9 protein-coding genes are annotated in these 5,982 nt (G+C 73.4%); 5 read left to right on the top strand and 4 right to left on the bottom strand.

Features of this window, described 5'->3' with window-relative positions; translation table 11 throughout:
* Window positions 1-124 precede the first annotated feature (124 nt).
* The 3 genes from ABT300_RS40435 to ABT300_RS40425 all read left to right on the top strand — a co-directional run bounded on the left by ABT300_RS40435 (window position 125) and on the right by ABT300_RS40425 (window position 2,415).
* Window positions 125-1,108, top strand: coding sequence for an aldo/keto reductase (locus ABT300_RS40435; RefSeq protein WP_351687106.1), 984 nt, complete (start codon window positions 125-127; stop codon window positions 1,106-1,108).
* A 141-nt stretch (window positions 1,109-1,249) separates the two neighbouring features.
* Window positions 1,250-2,068: a polyphosphate kinase 2 gene (gene ppk2 / locus ABT300_RS40430; RefSeq protein WP_351687103.1), complete on the top strand. Its 819-nt coding sequence runs from the start codon at window positions 1,250-1,252 to the stop codon at window positions 2,066-2,068.
* Window positions 2,065-2,415: a hypothetical protein gene (locus tag ABT300_RS40425; RefSeq protein WP_351687100.1), complete on the top strand. Its 351-nt coding sequence runs from the start codon at window positions 2,065-2,067 to the stop codon at window positions 2,413-2,415. Before ppk2 ends, ABT300_RS40425 begins: the two co-directional genes overlap by 4 nt.
* Window positions 2,416-2,434: 19 nt before the next feature.
* Here ABT300_RS40425 and ABT300_RS40420 read toward each other — a convergent pair whose 3' ends face one another.
* Both ABT300_RS40420 and ABT300_RS40415 read right to left on the bottom strand, forming a co-directional pair.
* Window positions 2,435-3,118, bottom strand: coding sequence for a maltokinase N-terminal cap-like domain-containing protein (locus tag ABT300_RS40420; protein ID WP_351687097.1), 684 nt, complete (start codon window positions 3,116-3,118; stop codon window positions 2,435-2,437).
* Between the two features lie 59 nt (window positions 3,119-3,177).
* On the bottom strand, window positions 3,178-3,699 hold the full coding sequence (locus ABT300_RS40415; RefSeq protein WP_351687094.1) for an AAA family ATPase: 522 nt from the start codon (window positions 3,697-3,699) through the stop codon (window positions 3,178-3,180).
* A 110-nt stretch (window positions 3,700-3,809) separates the two neighbouring features.
* On the opposite strand from ABT300_RS40415, the gene ABT300_RS40410 reads away from it, so the two are divergent.
* Entirely contained in the window at window positions 3,810-4,043 is a 234-nt protein-coding gene (locus ABT300_RS40410) for a DUF8825 domain-containing protein (RefSeq protein ID WP_351687092.1), read from the top strand.
* A gap of 8 nt (window positions 4,044-4,051) precedes the next feature.
* Window positions 4,052-4,477: a DUF6233 domain-containing protein gene (locus tag ABT300_RS40405; protein ID WP_351687090.1), complete on the top strand. Its 426-nt coding sequence runs from the start codon at window positions 4,052-4,054 to the stop codon at window positions 4,475-4,477.
* 29 nt (window positions 4,478-4,506) lie between these two features.
* Here ABT300_RS40405 and ABT300_RS40400 read toward each other — a convergent pair whose 3' ends face one another.
* Window positions 4,507-5,010: a tetratricopeptide repeat protein gene (locus ABT300_RS40400; RefSeq protein ID WP_351687087.1), complete on the bottom strand. Its 504-nt coding sequence runs from the start codon at window positions 5,008-5,010 to the stop codon at window positions 4,507-4,509.
* A gap of 140 nt (window positions 5,011-5,150) precedes the next feature.
* Complete coding sequence (locus ABT300_RS40395) at window positions 5,151-5,573, bottom strand: DUF6003 family protein (RefSeq protein ID WP_351687084.1); 423 nt, start codon at window positions 5,571-5,573, stop codon at window positions 5,151-5,153.
* Window positions 5,574-5,982 lie beyond the last annotated feature (409 nt).

The following is a 5,982-nucleotide window of genomic DNA, read 5'->3' as shown; positions in this document are numbered from 1 at the left end:
GTTCCGTCGCGGCGGGACCGGACGACGGCGCCGCATCGTCCGCTGACCTGCACTCACCCCGGGACCGACCGCCCGACCCGCGCGGGCGCCGATCCGCCGGGACACGCGCGGAGAGGAACACCGGATGAGGACCGACCGCCTCGGGCGCAGCGCGGTGCGGGTCACGGAGCTGGGCTTCGGCGGCGGCCCGCTGGGCGGGCTGTTCGCCCCGCTCGACGAGGAGACCGCGGCCGCGACGCTGAGCGCCGCATGGGACTGCGGCATCCGCTACTTCGACACGTCCCCGCACTACGGCCTCGGCCAGTCCGAGCGCCGCACCGGTGACTTCCTCCGCGGGATGCCACGCGACGCGTTCACCCTGTCCACCAAGGTGGGACGGCTCCTCGTCCCGCAGGATCCCCGGGGCCGCAGCGACGAGCGATTCCACGTGCCCGCGACGCATCGCCGGGTGTGGGACTTCTCCCGGGACGGCGTGCTGCGCAGCGTGGAGGACTCGCTCGCCCGCATGGGCGTCGACCGCGTCGACGTGCTCCTTCTCCACGACGCCGAGGAGCACTTCGGCGCAGCGCTGCGCGAAGGCTTCCCCGCACTGGCCGAACTGCGCGCCCAGGGCGTGGTCGGGGCGGTCGGCGCGGGCATGTACGACACCGGGATGCTCACCGAGCTGGTGCGGGAGACCGACGCCGACGTGGTGATGCTCTCCGGGCGGTACACACTCCTCGACCACAGCGCTCTGGACGACCTGCTGCCGGTGTGCACCGGCCGCGGGGTGTCCGTCCTCGCCGCGTCGGTCTTCAACTCCGGGCTGCTCGCCGCGCCGCGGCCGGCGGAGGGGGCCCACTTCGACTACGCGCCCGCCCCGCCGGACGTCGTGCGTAGGGCGCGCGCGCTCGCCGACGTCTGCGAGGCGCACGGCGTACTGCTGCCCCAGGCGGCGATGGCGTTTCCCCTGCGGCACCCGGCGGTCGCGGGCGTCGTCCTCGGCATGCGCTCCCCGGAGGAAGTACGCCTCGACGCCGCGGCGTTCGACGCGCGCATCCCCGACGGGCTCTGGTCCGACCTGCGCGAGGCGGGGCTGCTCGACGAACGGGCGCCGGTCGGCGCATGAGAGGCGCCCCCGCCGTGGTCGGCGGGCGCGTCCCGGGTGCGCGGCGCCCCGACGGTCAGTACGGTGGCGTCCTGGTGTTCGATCGACGCCCGGGGGAACCCCGGGGATGTCGGCGCAGGGGTCACGGGCGGTGGAGGCGGCATGTCCGGCAAGAAGACGGCGGCACTGCCGCGCAAGGCGTACGAGAAGGAACTGCTGCGGCTGCAGACGGAGTTGGTGAAGCTGCAGGAGTGGGTGCGGGCGTCCGGGACCCGATTGGTGATCGTCTTCGAGGGGCGGGACGCGGCGGGCAAGGGCGGCACGATCAAGCGGGTCGCCGAGCACCTCAACCCGCGCGTGGCGCGCATCGCGGCCCTCCCGAAGCCCACCGAGCGCGAACGCACCCAGTGGTACTTCCAGCGGTATGTGGAGCACCTGCCGGCGGCCGGGGAGATCGTGCTGTTCGACCGGTCCTGGTACAACCGCGCCGGTGTGGAGCACGTGATGGGCTTCTGCACGAAGGAGGAGCACCAGCTCTTCCTCCGCCAGTGCCCGATCTTCGAACGCATGCTGACCGAGGACGGCGTGCTGCTGCGCAAGTACTGGTTCTCGGTGAGCGACACCGAGCAGCAGGAGCGCTTCCGGCGTCGGCTGGAGGACCCGCTGCGGCGGTGGAAGCTCTCGCCGATGGACCTGGAGTCCATCACCCACTGGGAGGCGTACTCCCGGGCCAAGGACGAGATGATGGTGCACACCGACATCACCGAGGCGCCCTGGTACGTCGTCGAGAGCGACGACAAGCGCCGCGCGCGGCTGAACATGATCGCCCACCTCCTGTCGTCCGTGCCGTACCACGAGGTGCCGCCGCCCGTGCTGGAGCTCCCCGAGCGGCCCGCCTCGACCGGCTACCAGCGCCCGCCCCGTGATCTGCGCACCTACGTCGCCGATCACGCGGCGAGCATCGGATCCGACGAGCGTTGAGAGCGATCGTGGCGGGCGCCGCCTTCGGCGGCCTGACCGCCGCGGTGTCCGTCACCGCTGTCGGCCGCGCGTGGGCCTCCTGTGACGTCGGCGTCAACGCCGCGGCCAACACGGGCGCCCTGCTGTTCCTGGTGCCCGTGATCTGGCTGGCCGCGGCCGTCCCGTTGACGGTCCTGCACGGCGCCCTCGGACGAACCCGCCCCCGGACGGCGTTCACCGCGGGGCTGCTCTTCACCCTGTGGTTCACCTGGTTCCTCGTGACGTGGCTCGGCATGCCGGACACGTACCCCGATCCCGTGTGCCCGGGGAACGTCCCGCCCTGGTGGCCGGGCTTCCTCCCCGCCTGACCACGCCTGACGAGGGAGGTCAGCCGCGAGGATCGGGGAGCAGGACGGCGAACAGGCTCTGCTGCCTGGCGCCGGCGGGCGTGAGCCAGGGGCCGGCGACGTGGCCCGTCGCGCCGGGCGGGAGGAGGGGCGCGCCGTCCGGGACGGGGGTGAGCACCCGCTGCACGCGGAGCGTCGTGCCGTGCGGCGCGGCCAGTGCGGTGCCGTCCCGGTCGTCGATGGCGGTGACGGGTGCGGTGAGGGACTCCGTCGGGGACGCGGTGAGGGGTGCGTCGCCGGTGTAGGAGCGGGTGATCTCCCGGTCGGGCGTGTCACTGGCGCTCTGGGCCTGCGCCTGGGCCCGGCCCTCGATCAGCGCCAGCAGTCGGGCGACCAGCACCGGGTCCTGACAGCCGTCGTAGACCCAGCGCCGGCCCAGCACTCCGTGCTCCATCGTGCCGACCAGGGCGCGCTCCGCGCCCTCGAGAGGGGCGCCGCGGTAGGTGAGCGGGACCAGGTACGCGGTCGGCCGCGGGCCGGCGGTGTCGGTGACGACCATGAACTCGATCCCGACCTCGCCCTGGGGGTCGTCCAGCCGGAAACCGCCGGCCTTGACCGGCTCCGGCGGCACCGTGCCGCCAGCGTACCACGGCCGGGTGGGCAGCCAGGACGTGAGCAGTTCCAGCTTGGTCGGCTTCAGGACGGTGTGGTGAATGACGGCCATGGGCGAGGACTCTCCTCCGTGGGGCGGACGGGACTCCCCCACCCTTCCATCCCCGCGGCTCAGTCCTTCACGGCGGCCGCGATGCGCGCCGCGACCTCGGCGGGCGTGAGGTGTGCGGTGTCGACGACCTCGGCCTCGCGGTGCAGCCATGTGCGGGCCGCCTCGGCATAGGGCTCCAGATACGCGAGGCGGAACGGGGAGGGACCGAGGACGGCGTCCCCCTCGATGCGTCCGCGCAGGGTGTCCTGGTCCGCGTGGAGGACGAAGTGCCGTACCGGGATGGCGTGTCGGGCCAGGCCCGCGCTGATCTCGTGCCAGTACCGCTCGACGAGGACGGTCATCGGCATCACCAGGGTGCCGCCGGTGTAGTCGAGAACGTGCCGGGCCGTCTCGACGACGAGCGGCCGCCATGGCGGCCAGTGCTGGAAGTTGTCCGTGCCGGGCAGCCCCGGCGTGATGTCCATGAGCGTCTCGCCGACCTTCTCGGCGTCCAGGACGCGGGAATCCGGGAGCAGTCGCCGAAGGAGCGCGGCGGTGGTCGTCTTGCCGGCGCCATGGGTTCCGTTGAGCCACACGATCATGGGACACGAGCGTAGGGCCGCCGCGACCGGCGCGAGCCGCCTGCTCCGGGAAGACGCAGAGCCAGGGAGTCGACTGGCATCGAAAATCGAACACATGATTGAATTCAGCCATGCGACCGATTCCCGCCGATCTCACCGAGGCACTGGAGGACTGGCACGCCACGTACCGCCGGCTCGCCGCCCGTCCGTGCAGCGACCTGCGGCGAAGACTCATCCGGTTGCAGTGCGACGTCCTCTCCCACCCCTACTGGGGCGGCGGCCGGAGCACGGCGGCGCGGGCGGCGCTGTTCGCGGCGGGACGAGGCGGAAGGAGCGGCCATGGGAGTCACCCCGGACGGGGGTGAGGCGCGTCGTGTCCCAGCTGCCGCCTGACCCGTCCCGGCTCCGGGTGATCCTCTCCCATCTGGAGCGGCAGATGGCGGAGCACGAGACCCTGGCCGTCTACCTGCGGCTCCAGCGGGACGCCGTGCTCGCCGCGCTCGCCCGCTCCGAGCGCCGGCCGCCGCTCCGGACGGGTCACCGGGCGAAGGGCGCCACGTCACTGCCCGGGTTCGCCCCCGCTCCGGTCCCGGGGCGGGCCGAGGGCTTCGTCGTGCAGCAGAAGCGCACCCCGGACGGGCCCGAGCCCGCTCTGATCCATCTGGCCGACTGCACCGTGATCGAGGCGACCTCGCACCGGATCCGCCCCGACGAGGCACGGACGGCCCTGGCCGCCCAGGACATCGAGCCGTGCCGATTCTGCCGACCGGACACGGCCCTGGGCATCGACGTGGCGTGACCGACGCCGGCCGTGCGCGGCAGCGGACGCTACTGCGCCTCGTCGAGGTGGTCGGCGTAGTAGGAGATGGCGCGGCCGTACCTCTGCACCCGCGGGTCGGCGCTGGTGGCCGCGGTCACGAGGAGCAGGATGCGGACCGCCTCTCGGGAGTCCCCGGCGCCGTGGAGGGCCAGGGCGAGGAAGGTGCGCAGTGCCGCGTCGTCGGGGAACTCGGCCAGGCCGAGCCGGAGAGTCGTCAGGGCCTCGTCGTGGCGGCCCAGCACCCGGTAGGTGCTCCCGAGGCCGAGGAAGGCCCCGTGGCGGTCCTCGGGCGGGAGGCCCGGCAGGTCAAGGGCGCGCCGGTAGAACGGGACGGCCTCGGCCTCCAGGCCGAGCGAGTCGTGCGCCCATGCGCACTGGTAGGCGAGGGCGGCGTGTCGCGGGTGCCGTTCGCTGAGGCTCACCAAATGGATCCGGGCCTGCTCGGTGCCCTGTTCACGCAGCCGCACGGCCTGAGCGAGCGCGTCCTGCGGGAGCAGGTCTCCGGATGACATGTCCTGCATCTGATCGTCCATAGCCGCTCACGTTGTCATGGACGCGGCCGGGACGGGTCCGTGTCGGCCGACTGCCGCCGGGGGGCGGGCAGCCCGGGGCGCGCCGATCGGCAGGAGACGGAGAAAGGCGAGAGTCCGCCCTAGCGGGCCGCCGCCGCCACCGCCGCGGGATCCACTCCGGTCAGTTCCACGACGCGGTGGGGCGGCACGCCGGCGGCGAGGGCCCGTGCGATCAGAGCGTCCCGGTCGTCGGTGCAGTCGCGGTAGGCGAGGAGCTCCTCCTCCACGTGCGCGAGAGACGCCGGCGCCAGACCGTGACGCACCCGGCTCAGCTCCTCGTCGCTCAGCGGGACCGGCAGCCGTTCCGCTCCCTCCGGGACGGCGCCCCGCTCCTCCGGAGGCAGCAGCCGCAGCCGCGGCGACGCCGCCGAAGTCCCCTGTGCGTCCAGCCACGCCTGTACCGCGGGAGTGTCCATGCACGCGAGATCGCCGACGGCGGACGGCGCGACGCCGAGCGCCGCGGACGCGTCGTCCAGCAGGAACAGATAGGCCTCGTCAGTCATCCTCGACTCCTTCTCCGGGCGGACGCCGGCCGCGCCGGGCGGCCGGTCGACGTCCCTCTACCCCGGCGACACGCGATTACCGCCGTCCGACCGAGCCGGAGGGCCGGGCGCGCGGGTGACGTCCGTGGCGGGCAGCCGCGAGGCCCCGGGCGGCCGGGCGCGATGGTCGTCGGCGTGGCGTACCGGGCCGGGGACCGGCATCATCTACGTCATCACGGGAGGGGGCGCCCATGGGCGACGAGAAGTCCGAGGCGGCGCGGCGGTCGGGCAGGACCACGGACCGTGCGGAGCAGATGATCGCGGAGGCGCGGAAGGCGTTCTTCGTGATGTTCGGGTTTCTGGCGCTGGTCTGGCTGGCGCAGATCGTCAACTCCGCGGACGGCTACGCCACGGCCCGCGAGTACGGCCT

Source organism: Streptomyces sp. NPDC001027 (genome assembly GCF_040299045.1).
Lineage (GTDB): Bacteria > Actinomycetota > Actinomycetes > Streptomycetales > Streptomycetaceae > Streptomyces.
Note: the sequence above shows the minus strand (reverse complement) of the source record. Positions and strands in the feature narration are given on the sequence as shown.